Source organism: Cryobacterium sp. Y29 (genome assembly GCF_002929825.1).
Lineage (GTDB): Bacteria > Actinomycetota > Actinomycetes > Actinomycetales > Microbacteriaceae > Cryobacterium.
In genome coordinates this window covers 1-15,901 of the sequence record NZ_PJJN01000036.1, presented here as the reverse complement: position 1 = coordinate 15,901, position 15,901 = coordinate 1, and the positions used below count along the sequence as shown (strand labels likewise).

The following is a 15,901-nucleotide window of genomic DNA, read 5'->3' as shown; positions in this document are numbered from 1 at the left end:
TACGGAAAGGGCACGAACAGTGCACGCTACAACGACTTCATCCCATCGGTCCACTCGCCAGGCTTCGACGGCGAAGAAGCCACGTAACTTTCGCTGGCGCGTGGTCGACATCGTCGTCGCGAGTGTCATCGGCGTTGCGAGCGGCGTCATCTTCTGGGCCTGGGGCCTGGCCTGGTCCCCGCTTAGCGCGATCCTCGCGTTCACGCCCGGCCTCGAAGGTCTCCTCGCCGGTGGCTGGCTGTTCGCCGGAGTGCTCGGCGGTCTCATCATTCGAAAGCCCGGCGCAGCCGTGTACACCGAGGTCGTCGCCGCCGTCGTATCGATGCTGATCGGCACCCAGTGGGGATTCTCCACGCTCATCTGGGGCGTTGTCGAAGGCCTGGGCGCCGAAATCGTTCTTGCGCTATTCCTTTATAGCAACTGGCGACTCGGCGTCGCCTTGCTCGCTGGCGCGGGCGCCGGCGTGGCAGTAGGTCTGCTCGACACGACCTTCACGAGCTATGCGGCATTGGATTTTGGCTACAAGGTCGTCTATTTCGTATCCGCTGTCGTGTCGGGCACAGTGCTGGCCGGCCTGCTGTCCTGGCTGGCCGTGCGCGGTCTGGCCCGCACCGGTGCGCTGAGCCGGTTTGCTGCCGGTCGGGAAGGGTCGCGAGCACCCTCCGCCGCGATCAGCTAGCGGATGCTGGACACCCCGCCGTTCCCGGCCGGTCACGGTGCGCAGATCCGGGCCGTGCAGATTCGAGCCCGCGACTGGGGCTGGCGTCACGCCGGGCGCCACAGTCAGGCGGTGTCCGGGCTTGACCTGCAGGTCACGCCCGGCGAGCGGGTTTTGCTGCTCGGTGCCAGCGGTGCCGGCAAGAGTACCCTGATGCACGCGCTGGCCGGCGTGCTCGGCGATGCCGAAGACGGCGACGAGACCGGCAGCCTGCTCATCGACGGCCGCCGCGCTGCCGAGGCGCGCGGACGGGTCGGACTCGTTCTGCAGGATCCGGACTCTCAAGTCGTGCTGGCCAGGGTCGGAGATGATGTCGCATTCGGCTGCGAGAACCTCGCCGTTCCCCGCGCAGAGATCTGGCCGCGGGTGCGGCAGGCTCTTGCCGAGGTCGGCCTGGACCTGCCCCTCGATCACCCCACCTCGAGCCTGAGCGGCGGGCAGAAGCAACGTCTGGCTCTGGCGGGCGTGCTCGCTATGCGGCCGGGGCTGTTGCTGCTCGACGAACCGACCGCAAACCTCGACCCCACCGGTGTCATCGAGGTGCGCGACGCCGTTGTGCGCTCCCTCGATCATTCCGGGGCCACCTTTGTGGTCATCGAGCATCGGGTCGAGGTCTGGCAGGACGTCGTCGACCGCGTCATCGTGCTCGACCCGGCCGGCGGCGTGCTGGCCGACGGCCCGACCCGCGAAATCCTGTCGAAGCAAGGTGAGCGATTGGCGCAGGCCGGCGTCTGGGTGCCGGCCCTGCCCCCCCGGTTTCCGACGCGCTCTCCGATCACCCCGGCGCAGACCCTGCTGCGGGCCGAGGGGCTCGCGGTGGGTCGTGTTCCGTTTGGCCGGCGTGCGGCATCCGTTGTCGCCGCTGGCATCACCCTCAACCTGCGGGCCGGCACCGCCACCGTTGTGACCGGCCCCAACGGCGCCGGAAAATCTACCCTCGCCCTCACGTTGGCCGGACTGCTGAAGCCGGCCGGGGGAACGCTGCAGGCGAGTGACACCTTTGCGGCCGGTATCGTTTCCGAGCCGCACCGCTGGCGTTCCCAGCAGCTGCTGACTCGCATTGGAACCGTCTTTCAAGACCCGGAACACCAGTTCCTGGCCGCGACGGTGCGGGCCGACCTGCAGATCGGCCCGCGCGCCCTCGGGCTCAGCCAGGCCGAACAGAACAGCCGCGTCGACGAGCTGATGCACCGGCTGCGACTCGATCATCTCGCCGACGCCAACCCGTTCACCCTGTCGGGTGGCGAGAAGAGGCGGATGTCTGTCGCCACTGTTCTCGCGACCCGTCCCCGCCTGCTCGTGCTCGATGAGCCGACCTTCGGGCAGGATTCCCGTACCTGGCAGGAACTCGTGACCCTTCTGGCCGAGCTGCTCGATGAGGGCATCGCGCTCGTCGCGGTCACCCACGACGCCCAGTTCGTCAACGCTCTCGCTGACGAGGAATACCGGCTTGGTATGCCTGACCCGATTCGGCTCGGGACGGGAGCGCCATGAGCCTGCTGACCCCGACTATCCGCCCGAGCGTCGTCGCTCGACTCAACCCGGTCGCCAAGCTCGCAGTTGCCCTGATCGTGAGCTGTGCGCTGCTGCTCTCCATCGACTGGGTCTCGGCTGGAGTCGCCCTGCTGCTCGAAGCCGGACTTTTGCTCTGGTGCGGCCTGAGCGCTCGACAATTTTGGCTGCGAACGGCACCGGTCTGGATCGCGGCCCCGATGGCTATGATCACGACGGTGCTCTATGGCGAAGACTCCGGCGCGCTGCTGTGGCAGTTCGGATTCATCTCGGTGACCGAAGGCTCAGCCCAGCTCGGCCTGGCCATCGGGCTGCGGGTGCTCGCCATCGGTCTGCCCGGTATCGTGCTGCTCGCCACGACGGATCCGACAGACCTCGCCGATGGCCTCGCCCAGGTGCTGCGGCTGCCCGCGCGGTTTGTGCTCGGCGGTCTGGCTGGTCTGCGACTCGTGGGTATGTTCATCGAAGACTGGCACTCGCTCACGCTTGCCCGTCGGGCCCGCGGGGTCGGCGATGGCGGTGGACTGCGCGGCGCCGCTCGCCGGTTCTTCGGCCCAGCCTTTTCGCTACTCGTCATCTCGGTGCGTCGGGGCAGTAAACTCGCTACAGCTATGGAGGCGCGCGGATTCGGCAGTGACGAGCCCCGCACCTGGGCGCGACCGTCGCGGGTCCGAGCGGCCGACGCGGTCCTGGTGGGTATCGGATTCGCCATTGCCGGTATCGCCATTGGCGTTGCGGTGTGGGCCGAAACCTGGAGTTTCATTCTTGCCTGACACCGGTAGAAGGAAGGGCGCACAAGACGATATGGTCTTGCTGGCGCCGTTACTGCAGGCCGTGGACGCTGCCGGCCCGAATCCCGTGGTGCTCATCGACGGTCCTAGCGGTGCGGGCAAGAGCACCCTCGCCGACGCACTGAGAAAGCACTGGCCTGGCCCGCACAGCCCTCAACTGGTGCGGATGGACGACATCTATCCCGGCTGGGACGGCCTCGACGCGGCCGTCTGCCACCTGCACCGCTACGTTCTCCAGCCACGGCACCGAGGTCTGCCGGCGGCGTGGCAGCGCTACGACTGGACTGCGAGTCAGGCGGCGGAGTGGAATCCGCTCGACGCGGCCCGCCCTCTAATTGTGGAGGGTTGCGGAACTCTCGCGGCCGCGCACGAGCCGCTCAGCCACGTGCGGGTCTGGCTCGCAGCCGACGACGCTCTCCGTAAGCAACGTGCGCTCGATCGCGACGGAGAAGCATTTCGCAGTCACTGGGACCAGTGGCAGCAGGAGTGGGCGACCTATCTCAAACAGGAGAGGCCTGAACCTCGCGCGACCGTTCGATTACGGGCGGGCAGCTCGGGCCGCAGAGGACTAGATTGTTTGCCATGAGCAATACTGACAGCGCAACCCCGACCCTGTACGTCGCCGAGTTCATCGATGGCCCGCTCGAGGGTCAGATCGATTCCCGGGCCCTCGTGCGCGGCAAACACGAGGCACGCATCAGCATGGTGGCCGCGGTCGCCGGACTGGAATCGGTGTTCTGGTACGACGAGGTCGACCAACGAGACGTGAGCGGGCAACTCCGCGTGCGCTACGCCTTCGACGAGGGCGAAAGCGATCCGGTTGACGCCGAGGTCGATCCGATCTAGTTACTGGTCGAGCAATGCCGAGATCATCACGACCGGATGGAGCAGCCGCCAGCCGACTCCCGGATCATTGATGGCCTGATCGAGTTTCAAGGCGGCCGAGACTTTCTCCCCAGCGACGCTGAGCTGTACCTGGCCGATGTTCGCTCCGGTGCGGGCCGTGGTGAAATCCTTGAGCGTGACCGTTGCAGCCTCCGGGCTGGCGGGCTGCCAGGCATAGCGCGTGCGCGAGACGCCGACGACGGCCGAGGCGTCATCACCCCATGCAGATTCAAATGTCGCGTATGCGTCACCGGCGGCCAGAACAGGTAACGAGCCAACTCCAGTTCGCGCGCTCGCCATGAGCGCGATCAGATCCGCAGTGAGCGTTTTATAGGACGGTTCGCCGATGTAAGCACCCGAGAACGTGAAGCTCGAGGCACCGTCACTGATCTCGGCGGTGAACAGAAAACAGACGCCGGCTGCATCCGTGTAGCTGCGTGAAATGCCTGTGATGCCTTCCTCGGGCAGGTACGACGTCGTGTTCTGCACACCACGGCGGTTTGCCAAAGCGGATGCGGGACTCTCCAGCATTGCCGAAACGATCGGGTCGATTGCGGCGAGGCCGGCCAGGCGAGCCAAATCGGTGGCGGTGCCGGCGCTGGCGTCGTGCAGCCCGGTCGCATCGACGACGGCGGTATCCGCTAGCCCGTTGTGCGCCAGCCACGCGTTGGCGGCGACCACGTAGGCGTCGACCGACCCGAACGCCCAGCGGGCCAAACTGTCGGCGTGGTTGTTGCTCGATCCGAGCAGTAAGCCCTGCAACAATTCGAGCTCGGTCCACTGTTCGTCAGCGAACACAGTCACTGAGCGCGCACCGGCCTTGTCATAGTCGAGATAGCTCTGAAAGTCGGCGGCTGTGAGCGTCACAACCGGGCCGCTCTCGCCCGTCACGATCGGTTTTTCATCAAGAACGACCAGGGCGGTCACGACTTTGGCAATGGATGCCATGGGGAGCGCCTGAGCGGTTCCCGCCACCGCGAGGGGCTCGGGAACCGCCGTGCTGGTTGTAGCCGTGCTGGTTGTAGTAGCGCTGGTTGAGGCCGTGCCGGATGCGTCGCTGGTCGTCGCAGCGAGTACGGCGATGGCGCTTGCGCCGTTGGCGGACAGAACGGGGGGAGTAGGCGCTGCGGTTGTCGAGGCAGGCATGACGGTGGTGGCGGTGACGCGCGGAAGGGGGCCTAGCAAGGTGGCGGGGCCGTAAATGCCGAGGCTGAGGATGACCACCGTTCCGACCGAAATGCCGACGAGACGGCCGGGACGGAAGGGACTCATGACTCAAGGTTAGACCTCTGGAGGCTAGCCCCAGCCGAGCTCGTGCAGCCTGTCGTCATCTATGCCATAGAAATGGGCGATTTCATGAACCAGGGTGACGTGAATTTCATCGTGTAGGTCGTCAAGGGTGTCGCAGATCGCCAGTAACGGTTCCCGATACAGCACAATGCGATCTGGCATCTCGCCAAAGCCGTACTGACCGCGCTCGGTGAGCGCGACCCCGTCATACAGGCCCAGAATGTCCAGGGTGCCATCTTCGGGACGATCTTCGACCACGAAGATTATGTTGTCCAGTCCGTCGACCATGTCGTCTGGCAGCAGGTCAAGCTCGTCAACCACAAGACGTTCAAAGGCGACCGCGTCGAGTTCTACCATGCGGCTTCGAACATCGCGGCCTGCTTCCACAAACACCGCGATGGCCAGAGACCGACCTGCAGTGTTTCATTGGGGTGAGTAACGGGGATTGAACCCGCGACCTCCTGGACCACAACCAGGCGCTCTGCCAACTGAGCTATACCCACCATGCGTCCCACGTCTACAACGCAGGGCAACTCGGTAATCCTATTACACCTCGGAGGAGAATAAGTGCACAACTTCGGCGGCGTGCGACTTGGCTTCGTCGCTGGTCGGACCGGGGTCGGCCACGAACACTGTCTGGCGGTAGTACGCGAGCTCGCGAATCGATTCGAGAATGTCGGCGAGGGCGCGGTGACCGCCGTCCTTGGCGGGGGCGTTGAAATATACCCGCGGGTACCAACGTCGGGCCAGTTCCTTGATCGACGACACGTCGACATTGCGGTAGTGCAGCTGGTTGTCGAGGCGCGGCATGTAGCGGGTGAGGAAGGCGCGGTCGGTACCGATGGAGTTTCCGGCGAGCGGAGCCTTCTGATCGGCCGGGACGAACTTCAACACGTATTCGAGAACCTGAAACTCGGCTTCGGCGGCGCTGACACCATTCGGAATCTCGGTGAGGAGGCCCGACGAGGTGTGCATGGTGCGCACGAAGTCGCCCATGTTCTCGAGGGCCGAGTCGTTGGGCTTGATGATGATGTCCAGGCCCGGACCCTGCACATTGAGGTCGTAGTCGGTGATAACGACGGCGATCTCGACGAGTTCGTCACGGTCCAGGTCGAGCCCGGTCATTTCGCAGTCGATCCAAACCAGACGGTCGGGACTCTTCGACGTCGGGGAAGGCGCGGGGGAGGTCGTCGGTGCTGTTTCCGTCGTGCTATTCGTCATTCTTGCAGTCTACCGGTGGGCTCAGACACGGCCTGTAAACTTACGGCCTACTGATCATTCACGCGCGACCTGCGAGGCCTTGATGGAATTCACACTGTATACGTCGGCATTCTGCGAGCCGTGCGTGCAAACGCGAGCGGTGCTCGCCGAGGCTAAGCGATTGGTCCCCGGGGCGACCGTGCGCGAAATCGATGTTGCCGGTGAGCCGGAGCAGGCCGAGGCGCTCCTCATTCGCAACACTCCCACGGTCATCATCACCAATGGAGCCGGCACGGAGGTTTTTCGTGCAGCCGGCGTTCCGACGCTGTCGCAGGTTCTCGTAGCGGCGGCCAAGGCGCTCTGACCGGGGGTCTGTCACGGGTTCTCGTCTCATGTCGATCAGCGCGCTGCGAGCGCCACACCGCAGATCAGTACGCGCAGATCAGTACGCGCAGATCTGTACCGTATTTTCTGCAGCACTTCTGGTCGGTCTTCGTCGGGCCAGCCGAACCAGAGGGCACACACATGAGGTCACCCACCCGGCGCAACATGTTCGTCGGCATTGCGACGGTCATGGCCGCGTCCATGGCCCTGGTCGGTTGTTACCGCCAACGGGCCCACCTACCTTGACCCGATCGCGAGTATTGAAGCCGTCAGCGATACCGAGGCGCGCATCACCCTTTCAAAGTCGAGCAACAGCTGGCTCTTCAACATAAGCGGTCCGGTCGGCACGATGTTCACCGAATCCGATATCGCTGACCTGGCGACCGCTCCGATTGGTACCGGTCCGTACACGGTCAGCTCGTTTAAAACCGGCGACAGCCTCGTGCTCGCCGCCAACGCCGACTATTGGGGCGAGGCGCCCTACATGAGCGACGTCACCCTGCGTTTCTTCACGGATGCCACGGCGCAGACCAACGCGTTCTTCAGCGGCGATATCAACCTCATCTCAGGCATCTCGCAGTTTCAGGTCGTCGATCAATTCAAGGCCAATTCCGACTTCCAGGTGCTTGACGGCGCCAGTACCGGCGAGGTCACGCTGTCGATGATCAATGCCAGCGATGCCTTCCGAGACTGACCGCGCCCTTCCACATCAACTCTCCGGCGGACAGCGTCAGCGAGTCATGCTGGCCATGGCCAACGACCCCGAGCTACTGCTCTGCGACGAACCGACCACGGCGCTCGATGTGACCGCGCAAGCCGAGGTGCTGAAGCTCATCGGCAACCTCGTCGCCGACCGTGGTACCGCGTTGCTGCTGATCACCCACGACATCGCGGTGGTCGCCGAGGTATGCCAGCGGGTTCTTGTGATGTACCAGGGCGAGATCGTCGAGGACGGGCCGGTCGGGCGCGTGCTGACCGCGCCGCAGCATCCGTATACTCAAAAACTGATCGCGGCCTCGGATCTCTCCTCGGTCCACGACCGGGGCCGGCTGCACACCCTGCCCGTCATCGGCACCCCGCGTGTGGCAGATTCCCGGCTCAGCCGCGTTCACACGGATGCCACAGCCGTGCCGATCCTGCCGCCTCACCGCGCCGCTCACCAGCGTCTTGAATTGGGCGGTCCCAAGGTCATCTTCAATGAGGTGGCCGGGGCGCCCACCATTTCGGTGCGTGACCTCAGTCGGCAGTATCGTCATCGTCGTGGCGGCGGCTGGTTCGCCCCGGCGCCGATCGTGCACGGTTGCGTGACGTGTCCTTCGATATTGCCGAGGGGCAACGGTTTGGCATCGTGGGGGAGTCCGGTTCCGGTAAATCCACCCTCATGCGCATTCTCTGTGCCCTCGAGCAGCCGACATCCGGCACGGTCGACGTGCTCGGCCAGCCGATCGGGGGAGCGTCCGAACGACAACTGCGCGATTTTCGCAGCCGGGTGCAGATCGTGTTCCAAGACCCGATGGGGTCGCTGGATCCGCGCATGCGCGTGTGCGACATCATCGCCGAACCTTTGCGCCACGTCGGTCGGACCGAGGCGCTGGCCCGGGTGGAAGCCCAACTGGCGGCGGTCGGGCTCGACGCCGACGTGATGCACCGGTATCCGCACCAATTCTCCGGTGGTCAACGGCAACGCATTTCCATTGCACGGGCGCTCAGCACCAGGCCGCGGGTTCTGGTGGCAGACGAGGCGGTCAGTGCACTGGATGTGTCAGTGCGTGCCCAGGTCTTGAACCTGCTCGCCGACCTGGTCGACGAGTACCAGCTCACGCTCGTGTTCGTCTCCCACGACCTCGGCGTTATTCGTCACCTCTGCGACACCGTGGCCGTCATCTCCGACGGACGCATCGTCGAATGCGGGCCGACCGCCGACGTCTACGACAGCCCGCTGCACCCGTATACGCAGCAACTGGTCAGCGCGACGCCGTCGATGGACGCGTTGGTCCGCCGCAGTATCGCGTCATCTTCGGCCGCATCACCTGCCCCAGTAAAGTAGCCATGACCGAGACCGCACCCATCGAATCGTTGCCGGCCACCGAACTCGTGGCGTGTCCCGGATGTTCGATCGTGGAGGCCGGCGCCGTTCCGCGCTGACACCCGAGCTGTGAGCGGTGGTGACCGGATCGCTGCCAGCGGCCTGTAACCTTGAATAGTCCCGCCCCCGTAGCTCAGTGGATAGAGCACCGGCCTTCTAATCCGATTGTCGTAGGTTCGATTCCTACCGGGGGCACCGTAAAAATCGTCTGACCAGGGTTTCTTGTCCTTACTGAAGGGGCAAGACTTGATTCACTCAACGTTTATTCAACATTTATTCCGCGGCGCCCGCCCCGTGTGGGCGATCGTAGGGAAGGTACGCGACCCAGTTCGATTAACTTGGTGTGACCTTGGGCACCTACGGGTTATGGATGCTACAAATCTCTCGGGGCTCGGTTTGGAGCCCGTACTCACGACGAGCGAGCTCGCCAAGTATCTCGGTGTGCACGTGCAGGCGATCTACGACCTGCGTACCGATGGCCGCGGCCCATCCGGCATTCGCGTCGGACGGGAGATCCGCTACCGCGTCTCCGATGTTCTTCGGTGGCTGGACGGTCTTCACGAGCCCGTACCGTCCATGGGCGGCCGTGGGGGCGAGCGCTGATGGCTGGCCGACCACGTCTGCCGATCAGCACGTTCGGCGCGATAAAGACGACCGAGGTCGCTGCAGGGCGTTTCCGGGCGTCGGCTCGTTTTCGCGACTGGGACGGTCAGTCGAGGCAAGTCACCGCGACCGGCTCGAGTCGCAACGCGGCGGAGACCGCGCTCAAGGTCGAGCTGGCCACGCGTATGCGCATCGGTAACGTCGGCGATTCAGTGAACGCGGGCTCGCCGTTCAGAATGCTGGCCGAGGCCTGGCTGGAGGACCTGATGCTCGACGTCGACCGCGCGAACGGCACAAAAACCGTCTACGAGTACGAGCTTCGGGGGCTTGTGCTTCCCTTTTTTGAGCACTTCACCGTTCGAGAAGTGACCGTCGGCCGCATTGAGCTTTTCCTGAAGGTGCAGCGCGCGATCTCGTACACGCGGGCCAAGCACTCCCGCACGATCCTCAGCATGGTGCTGGGGTTTGCGGTGCGGCGGGGAATCATCGCGCGCAATCCGGTGAAGGAAACCTCGCGGATGAAGAAGCCCCGGCACACCCCGAAGGCGCTCACGCCGGATCAGGTAGCCGCAATCCGACTCGCGGCCCGCGACTGGCGCACAGCGGAGGGCAGGATGGGGCCCAAACCCGACGGGCAGGTGCGGGATCTGATCGAGGTGATGCTCGGCACGGCGACGCGCATCGGCGAGACGCTTGCGCTTCGAAAGTGCGACATAGATATGACCGCCGACCCGCCTTGGGTGCACATCCGCGGAACGCTCGTCATGCAAAGTGGCGTCGGCGTGCTTCGTCAGGCGCATCCCAAAACGCATGAGTCGAACCGGATCGTCGCCGTGCCGCAATTCGCGGCAGAGGTGATACGACGACGTCTGACACTGATCGAGGGGGAGAACGGGCTACATCTGCTGTTCTTCACGCGGAACGGCAATCCACTCGCGCCGCACAACGTCCGGCGCACATTCCGCGAGATTCTCCGGAACGCTGGCCTCGAAGGCATGGGGATCACCCCCCACGCCTTCCGCCGAACGGGGGCGACGCTGCTCGCCAACGAACTGGGTTTGCAGGCTGCGGCCGATGTACTCGGACACACGTCGACGTCGACAACAAAGGCGCACTACGCGGAGCCTGACCGTGCCATAAAATCCGAGCCGGCGACGGTGCTGCAGCGGCTCGCTCCCCCTTCTCGAAGAACCCCTTGATTCTCTAAACGCCAACGTCGAACGTTTTGTCCTCCGGGAGATTGAAGCGACTCTTCTGTGGTGGTAGCCGGGCTGCGTTCACACGAAATCGGCGTGAATTCCGGAAGGTCACAAGGGACCCCGCAGCAGGACTTTCATCTCGTGGAATTGGTGGATCGCCAAACCTAGCCACATGGGCGAAATATAATCTGGGCCCTTGAAGGTTTCAGACTAAACCCCTCGGGCTGGGTGAGTGCATCCGAGGTCGTGCTCGGTGCCGTGTCAGCCGTCATCGGACTCGTTCTCCTTCTAGTGCCGAGCGGCCAAGCCAGCTTCTTCCACAACCTTCAAAAGTGATCAGGAAGCGACGCGGCGCAGCGGGGGGTGAACTGCCAGAGGTTCGATCAGCTCAGTACCTATGCTGAGCGAATGGCAGCTCTAAAGATGGTCTATTCCGCACCTCCGCGCACGAGTCACAAGCGCCTGCCCGGAAATGTACCAGCAGAAACCGCGACACACTTCGGGCTGACAGTCCAGAGCGGAACTAAGTACGGACTTCACATCGATCGAGGCACCTACGCTCGCATCAACAAACACTCGTCCATACATTTCCCCCGAGAGTTGGCACCCAAGCTTTGGGACGCGAGCGCCAAGTACTACGAAGACGTAGACCACAGAATCCACACGGATCAGTGGTGCACCGCCCATCAGGCAAGAGCGCTGGAAAACTACGATCTGAACATGGCCTACTTTGCAGCGCTCGATCGCTCGGAGTTCAACCAAACCATAGATGCCGCGGTAGCAGCAAAAAAAGGGATGGTCGAGGTCACGAACCTAAACGAGTGGGAAGGCAAGACCGGTCTGTATGTGATGGTTCTGGACGACTATTGCCAAGCCTATGTAGGCGTCACGGAAAGTTTTGGTGGAGTAAAGGCGCGGGTCCGTAAGCACTGGTCATCGAGCAAGCAGTTTGACCGTCTACTTTTCGGTACCGTAACCCAGTCGATCTTGGCGATGGACAGCTTCCGCGCTTTGGACACCACCAGAATATTTGCTGCCAAAGTTCGAAACCCTCACGAGCTTGAGAACAAGGTCATCGAGTCGCTACCCGGCAAGTTCCTTCTGAATCGAATCATGGGCGGTAGGGGCGATCTCCTGGGATTCGTGAGCGCCCTGGGCGTCAACATCCTCAAGACGCATGACCTCGAACCCGGACCTACAAACACTCATTTAACCGACTAATCTGTCTGATCAACTGACGATAGAGGACTTATGAGCCAGGCCGTGAGCTGCCGCGAATTCCGTCTCAACTTTTTCGCGTGTCCAAACGCCCGAGCGTAGGTGTAGGGCGACATCAGAACGAGCACGATAGACCAGGACCGCGTCCACATCAGCACGGCGGCAACGAAGAAGGCGAAGTCGACCGGCGGCCATTGTGTCATCGACGCTACCGGGACGACCCGCCCGCAATGGGAACGTCTTGCGGGACACAGTGGGATCAGGCAGCCGCCTGTTTCTCCAGGATGCGCCTGACGGTTGGTTCGGGATCAGTCGGCCCACGACCGAGGAGATCGCCGAGGTCGGTAGTCGTGCGCGAAAGAAATCCGTGCGCCGCGCTCGAATAGATTGAAAGCAGCATCGCTGGCTGAAAGGGCAACAGCCCGCTCTGTTCGAGAGCAGCGCGGTGACTGCCGAGCGCAGCTGGTCGGTAGAGCAAACCGGCCCCCTCGGCGATCTGGCCGGCAGTTACCGCATTCGACCCGACCAGGTCGTACACACGATTGATATGGCGGTCGGGTGCGGCTGCCACGACGGCCGCTGCCTCGGCCAAATCTGCGCGAGTGACCACGGCCACAGAGCCCGTTCCAAACGGCGCGGTAATGACGCCGTCACTCGGCGCGAGCAACGACCCAAAAAGCTCGGCATAGAGGCCATTGCGCAAAATAGTCCACCGCAACGTACTTTTCTGTATTCGCCGCTCGGTCCAGCGATGCGCGAGGGCGAAGCCCAGGTGGTCTCCGTCTGTGGCGACGCTGGTGTAAATCGGGTGCTGCACTCCGTCGCGTTCCGCAGCCGCGATGACGCTTTCATGCCGAGCAATCACCACATCATCTTCGGCATATCCAGCGGAGACCATGACTACCGTGGCGAAACCGGTGAAGTCCAAAGAACCGGGTTCGTCGAAGTCAACGCGTCGTTGCTCGCTGCCCTCGACTGGTTGTCGTGTGCCCGCGACAACAGGCTGGCCCCCGCCAGACAGTCGTTCGACGATGGCACGGCCTAACTGGCCGGATGCTCCGGTAACCAAAATCATGTGCAAGTCCCCTCGGTGGTTCTGAACAGTAACTAGACTCATTTTCGGTAACTTACCGGCAGTCCACAAGGAGGCACTTTCATGTCAGACAGTCACATTCAAGTAACCGCATCCCTCGATCCCTGCGGTCTGGACGAGCACCCGGACTGCGGTATCCGCGACGTACTGACCCGGGTGGGCGACAAATGGTCCGTCCTCGTTATTGTCGAACTCGCCTCGGGCATACGCCGCTTCCGCGAATTACAACGAGGTATCGACGGAATCTCACAGCGGATGCTGACCCTGACCGTGCGCCGGCTGGAACGCGACGGCCTCGTCACCCGAACCGTGTACCCCACAGTCCCCGCCCAAGTCACGTACGAACTGACAGCTCTGGGCAGCAGCCTGACCCACCTCGTCAAACAACTCGCCGACTGGTCACTCGACCACCGCGAAACCATCGGACGTTCCCGAGCCCGCTACGACGCCCAACACCCCGACAACGAGATCCACTAAACACGAGCCGCCCGCAAACCCAACCCCATACGAGCGTTTTTGGCTGGTGCAGTCTAAAGCCGAAGGACCCGGATCCTCAGCCCGTAAAGCGGCTCCGAGTCCTGGAGAGGACCTCGCGGTATCTATGACTGGGGTTACTGTCTCCTGACCTATTCTTGAGGACACGTGGACAAAACGGGTGCCAGCGGTCATGTACTGAGTGAATGTACTTATCGGAGGGCGCACCATGGACAACACTGAACTCGAACTCTTGCTCCGCGAGACGGCACCCCAGCCGCTGCTGCCCACAGGCTTGGCCGGGCATCGTGAGCGGATCCTCGCTGAAGCAAAGCCTCGCCGCGCACGTCGTTTGCGGGCGTGGACCGCCGGAGTCGCAGCTTCGGCGTTGCTTCTCGGTGGAGGGTCAGCAGCGATGGCTGCCGGCGGCATGGAAACGCCCTGGGGTTGGGTCGCGGACAATGTCTTCTCAGTGTCCAATGGTGCCGAGATCTGCTTCGCAGGATTCACCGTCAGCTTCTTGGATGGCGTAGACGAGGACTCAGGCATCGCGCGTGAAACACGAGCGTTCGTGGGCGCGCTCGATCTTGAAACGTTGGACACCGCGCAGATGGAAGCCGAAAACCGCGAGTCGTATCTCAACGCCCACGATGAGAGTGGCGATGTAAATCCGATCACCATGAGCGATGCGCAGGCCAAGCAGATGGCTGTGTGGCGGGTGGCCTCGAACTTGACGTGGGAGCACCTGGAGGCAAAGGGTTACGACCCCAATCTCGTCGGCTTCAACATGGCTGCGAAAGGGTGCGGCTTGTGAGCACTGCGGACTGTCAAGCTCGCTTTAAGATTGCTATAGAAGACAGCGAAGGCGACCTATTCCGCTACTTCTTGCGCAGGATCTCGAACCCGGCTGACGCCGCCGAAGCATATGGTGAACTACTCATCACGGCATGGAAACTCCATCGCAAAATGCCGACAGACGCGACAGAAGCACGCATGTGGCTATTCGGTGTCGCTCACAATGTGTTGCGAAGCACCCGGCGCAACTCCGCACGCCATTCGGCCGCGGTGCAGAGATTCGCCGACGAACTGCGAACCACTCCGGCACCCCAGCCCGAAGACAAGGGTGTTGAGCTCCGAGATGCGATCGCATCACTTTCCGCTGGTGAAGCTGAGTTAGTCCGACTGATCTACTGGGACGGCTTCAAATCACACGAGGCAGCAGCGATCCTCGGCATCAACCCCTCAACCGTCAGGTCCAGGATGACAAAAGCCAAGGTGCAGCTACGAGCGCTACTGTCAACGGCACAGCCCGAGCCAGCGAACCCCGCACACGTTCCGTGTTTATCTGTTCGATAGCTCGCGAATGTCTGTCGGGCATCTACGTATCCACGGTGGTGCGCTGCCCCTGCAGCGCCGACACCGCCAGACGACCGACGATGCCCGTATGGGGAACCCTCTACGGGACGCCGAGTTTTCTAGCGATGTTGAACCGCCGCGCCACGACCGCTCCGTTCGTGGCGCTGGAGGTCCCAGAGCTTGGCGCTCGTCCTGCTTGGTTAGAAACGGCCGTGGACCGTGGAATTGGCCGCCCGGCCTGAGCGGTAACGAGTTGTCATCATACGGCTCTGTAGTGCTTCATTCTGCGCGCTGAAATGCCACACTCGTTTCATGACTTCCCATATTCGGTTGAAAAGTCGCCTCGGATTAGTGTTTCCCGCGGTGGGCATTGTGGTCGTTACTTGGCTCGTATTCTGGATGGCGCAAGGATTCCCCACGGCGTGTAGCCTCATGGGTCCCTGCTCTGGCCGCGATGTGCGGGTGGCGCCGGCTCTGCTTTTCGGCGGGATGATGCTTGCACCGTTGGCGGCAGTGATTCTCATGTCCGTCGTTCGCTCACCGGTGGGTTGGCTCGTTCGACTGTCCTATGTCGCTCTCGTCCTGCTCGCGGTTGTCGGGTACGTCGTTATCAGCTTCAGCGCCGGGTTCGGCGTTGATGCGGCCTTCCTCGCTGGTCTCCTCGGAACGTTCGGGACGGCGCTGCTCGCCTATGTGGGAATCATTGCCCTTCGACGCGAGACTTAAGCGGCTACGCTTCCAAGCCGGGACCTGGCTGGTGAGCCCTCTATCTGCAACGACATGGTGCAGGTGCCCTGCCGATTCCCGGCGCCACCCGTGATGGCGGATTCATGCCGAGCTCCGGCGTCGAACAGCTCGGACCATGCTTCGCCGAATCGCTTGCAGCCCAAACGAAGCGAGATTCGAACACCGCCCGTAGAGAAACGCTAAACGACGCCCCGTAGAGGAACCCCTTATGAGACACGAGTAACCTGCTGTCCCGTCTGCTGTGTGGCCTTGACCCCGTTGTGTGGACACCTCACAAGAGAGAATGTTCACTATGGCAAGATCACGTCGGGACTTCACCCCTGAGTACAAAGACGAGGCCGTGAA

General features: G+C 62.8%; 21 protein-coding genes, 2 tRNA genes and 1 pseudogene. 17 read left to right on the top strand and 7 right to left on the bottom strand.

Annotation, left to right across the window (positions count from 1 at the left end; translation table 11 throughout):
* Window positions 1-19: 19 nt before the first annotated feature.
* From CXY74_RS13260 to CXY74_RS13240, 5 genes are read left to right on the top strand one after another with little or no spacing between them, the layout of a single operon-like run.
* Window positions 20-679 carry an ECF transporter S component gene (locus tag CXY74_RS13260; RefSeq protein ID WP_104200870.1) on the top strand — a complete coding sequence of 220 codons (660 nt, stop codon included), beginning with the start codon at window positions 20-22 and terminating at the stop codon, window positions 677-679.
* A gap of 3 nt (window positions 680-682) precedes the next feature.
* Window positions 683-2,212: an ABC transporter ATP-binding protein gene (locus CXY74_RS13255; RefSeq protein WP_104200869.1), complete on the top strand. Its 1,530-nt coding sequence runs from the start codon at window positions 683-685 to the stop codon at window positions 2,210-2,212.
* Window positions 2,209-3,003, top strand: a complete 795-nt coding sequence (locus CXY74_RS13250) for an energy-coupling factor transporter transmembrane protein EcfT (RefSeq protein WP_104200868.1) — start codon at window positions 2,209-2,211, stop codon at window positions 3,001-3,003. The genes CXY74_RS13255 and CXY74_RS13250 overlap by 4 nt, the downstream gene beginning before the upstream one ends.
* A 31-nt stretch (window positions 3,004-3,034) precedes the next feature.
* The gene (locus CXY74_RS13245) at window positions 3,035-3,607 is read left to right on the top strand and encodes an AAA family ATPase (protein ID WP_104200867.1); all 573 of its coding nucleotides are present in this window, start codon (window positions 3,035-3,037) and stop codon (window positions 3,605-3,607) included.
* The gene (locus CXY74_RS13240) at window positions 3,604-3,867 is read left to right on the top strand and encodes a hypothetical protein (RefSeq protein WP_104200866.1); all 264 of its coding nucleotides are present in this window, start codon (window positions 3,604-3,606) and stop codon (window positions 3,865-3,867) included. Before CXY74_RS13245 ends, CXY74_RS13240 begins: the two co-directional genes overlap by 4 nt.
* On the opposite strand, the gene CXY74_RS13235 is transcribed toward CXY74_RS13240, so the two are convergent.
* The 4 genes from CXY74_RS13235 to orn all read right to left on the bottom strand — a co-directional run bounded on the left by CXY74_RS13235 (window position 3,868) and on the right by orn (window position 6,417).
* Window positions 3,868-5,178, bottom strand: coding sequence for a hypothetical protein (locus CXY74_RS13235; protein ID WP_104200865.1), 1,311 nt, complete (start codon window positions 5,176-5,178; stop codon window positions 3,868-3,870).
* Window positions 5,179-5,202: 24 nt separating this feature from the next.
* The gene (locus CXY74_RS13230) at window positions 5,203-5,553 is read right to left on the bottom strand and encodes a metallopeptidase family protein (RefSeq protein WP_104200864.1); all 351 of its coding nucleotides are present in this window, start codon (window positions 5,551-5,553) and stop codon (window positions 5,203-5,205) included.
* A 70-nt stretch (window positions 5,554-5,623) separates the two neighbouring features.
* A tRNA-His gene (locus CXY74_RS13225) sits at window positions 5,624-5,699 on the bottom strand.
* A 43-nt stretch (window positions 5,700-5,742) separates the two neighbouring features.
* Window positions 5,743-6,417: an oligoribonuclease gene (gene orn / locus CXY74_RS13220; RefSeq protein WP_104200863.1), complete on the bottom strand. Its 675-nt coding sequence runs from the start codon at window positions 6,415-6,417 to the stop codon at window positions 5,743-5,745.
* A gap of 82 nt (window positions 6,418-6,499) precedes the next feature.
* On the opposite strand from orn, the gene CXY74_RS13215 reads away from it, so the two are divergent.
* On the top strand, window positions 6,500-6,760 hold the full coding sequence (locus CXY74_RS13215; protein ID WP_104200862.1) for a thioredoxin family protein: 261 nt from the start codon (window positions 6,500-6,502) through the stop codon (window positions 6,758-6,760).
* 64 nt (window positions 6,761-6,824) lie between these two features.
* Here CXY74_RS13215 and CXY74_RS18035 read toward each other — a convergent pair whose 3' ends face one another.
* Entirely contained in the window at window positions 6,825-6,971 is a 147-nt protein-coding gene (locus CXY74_RS18035) for a hypothetical protein (RefSeq protein ID WP_233193392.1), read from the bottom strand.
* On the opposite strand from CXY74_RS18035, the gene CXY74_RS13210 reads away from it, so the two are divergent.
* Window positions 6,959-7,474, top strand: coding sequence for an ABC transporter substrate-binding protein (locus tag CXY74_RS13210; protein WP_104200861.1), 516 nt, complete (start codon window positions 6,959-6,961; stop codon window positions 7,472-7,474). The genes CXY74_RS18035 and CXY74_RS13210 overlap by 13 nt on opposite strands.
* A pseudogene (locus CXY74_RS18430) lies at window positions 7,449-7,526 on the top strand (hypothetical protein); the annotation flags it as partial. The gene CXY74_RS13210 and the pseudogene CXY74_RS18430, both read left to right, overlap by 26 nt.
* A gap of 21 nt (window positions 7,527-7,547) precedes the next feature.
* Here the strand turns inward: CXY74_RS18430 and CXY74_RS18425 are convergent.
* Entirely contained in the window at window positions 7,548-8,078 is a 531-nt protein-coding gene (locus CXY74_RS18425) for a hypothetical protein (protein WP_370446151.1), read from the bottom strand.
* 11 nt (window positions 8,079-8,089) lie between these two features.
* Between CXY74_RS18425 and CXY74_RS18420 the strand changes: the two genes are divergently transcribed.
* From CXY74_RS18420 to CXY74_RS13180, 5 genes are all read left to right on the top strand, one after another.
* Complete coding sequence (locus CXY74_RS18420; RefSeq protein ID WP_370446150.1) at window positions 8,090-8,827, top strand: ATP-binding cassette domain-containing protein; 738 nt, start codon at window positions 8,090-8,092, stop codon at window positions 8,825-8,827.
* Window positions 8,828-8,988: 161 nt separating this feature from the next.
* Window positions 8,989-9,061, top strand: a tRNA-Arg gene (locus CXY74_RS13195).
* Window positions 9,062-9,232: 171 nt separating this feature from the next.
* Window positions 9,233-9,469: a helix-turn-helix domain-containing protein gene (locus tag CXY74_RS13190; RefSeq protein ID WP_104200858.1), complete on the top strand. Its 237-nt coding sequence runs from the start codon at window positions 9,233-9,235 to the stop codon at window positions 9,467-9,469.
* Complete coding sequence (locus CXY74_RS13185) at window positions 9,469-10,668, top strand: site-specific integrase (RefSeq protein WP_104200857.1); 1,200 nt, start codon at window positions 9,469-9,471, stop codon at window positions 10,666-10,668. Before CXY74_RS13190 ends, CXY74_RS13185 begins: the two co-directional genes overlap by 1 nt.
* Before the next feature lie 408 nt (window positions 10,669-11,076).
* Window positions 11,077-11,889: a hypothetical protein gene (locus tag CXY74_RS13180; RefSeq protein ID WP_146070142.1), complete on the top strand. Its 813-nt coding sequence runs from the start codon at window positions 11,077-11,079 to the stop codon at window positions 11,887-11,889.
* A 256-nt stretch (window positions 11,890-12,145) separates the two neighbouring features.
* Here CXY74_RS13180 and CXY74_RS13175 read toward each other — a convergent pair whose 3' ends face one another.
* A complete protein-coding gene (locus tag CXY74_RS13175) occupies window positions 12,146-12,961 on the bottom strand; it encodes an NmrA family NAD(P)-binding protein (protein ID WP_104200855.1) in 816 nt (271 codons plus the stop codon).
* Between the two features lie 81 nt (window positions 12,962-13,042).
* Between CXY74_RS13175 and CXY74_RS13170 the strand changes: the two genes are divergently transcribed.
* From CXY74_RS13170 to CXY74_RS13155, 4 genes are all read left to right on the top strand, one after another.
* Complete coding sequence (locus tag CXY74_RS13170; RefSeq protein ID WP_104200854.1) at window positions 13,043-13,456, top strand: helix-turn-helix domain-containing protein; 414 nt, start codon at window positions 13,043-13,045, stop codon at window positions 13,454-13,456.
* A 226-nt stretch (window positions 13,457-13,682) separates the two neighbouring features.
* Entirely contained in the window at window positions 13,683-14,267 is a 585-nt protein-coding gene (locus tag CXY74_RS13165) for a hypothetical protein (RefSeq protein ID WP_104200853.1), read from the top strand.
* Complete coding sequence (locus CXY74_RS13160) at window positions 14,264-14,809, top strand: RNA polymerase sigma factor (protein ID WP_104200852.1); 546 nt, start codon at window positions 14,264-14,266, stop codon at window positions 14,807-14,809. Before CXY74_RS13165 ends, CXY74_RS13160 begins: the two co-directional genes overlap by 4 nt.
* A 312-nt stretch (window positions 14,810-15,121) precedes the next feature.
* The gene (locus CXY74_RS13155) at window positions 15,122-15,535 is read left to right on the top strand and encodes a hypothetical protein (RefSeq protein WP_146070141.1); all 414 of its coding nucleotides are present in this window, start codon (window positions 15,122-15,124) and stop codon (window positions 15,533-15,535) included.
* The last annotated feature ends 366 nt before the right edge of the window (window positions 15,536-15,901 follow it).